The organism is Vibrio sinensis, from assembly GCF_003605645.1.
GTDB lineage: Bacteria > Pseudomonadota > Gammaproteobacteria > Enterobacterales > Vibrionaceae > Vibrio > Vibrio sinensis.
Genome location: NZ_QVMU01000205.1, coordinates 1 through 365, shown reverse-complemented (window position 1 = coordinate 365; position 365 = coordinate 1). Strand labels below are relative to the sequence as shown.

The window sequence follows — 365 nt, the reverse complement described above, 5'->3', positions numbered from 1 at the left end:
CTATTTTCAGATAACCGCCACGCCGCATCTTGCCGTTTATGACCCGACGGTACAGTTTGAGTTCTGGTTCTCGGAAAAGCAGATTGCGGATATCAGACAGGTTGAAACCAGCACGCGTTATCTTGGTACGGCGCTGTACTGGATAGCCGCCAGTATCAATATCAAACCGGGCCATGATTATTACTTTTATATCCGCAGTGTGAACACCGTTGGCAAATCSGCATTCGTGGAGGCCGTCGGTCGGGCGAGCGATGATGCGGAAGGTTACCTGGATTTAGGTTCCCCTAGCGCTACCTTGTTACGACTTCACCCCAGTCATGAACCACAAAGTGGTGAGCGTCCTCCTCGAAAGGTTAAACTACCCA

Annotated in this window: 1 protein-coding gene; it reads left to right on the top strand. The window is 50.8% G+C overall.

Going from position 1 to position 365, the window contains the following annotated elements; all coding sequences use genetic code 11:
• Window positions 1-10: 10 nt before the first annotated feature.
• Window positions 11-365, top strand: a 355-nt coding sequence (locus tag DZ860_RS25240) for a phage tail tip protein J-related protein (RefSeq protein ID WP_439333189.1), incomplete at its 3' end; no start/stop codon positions are given.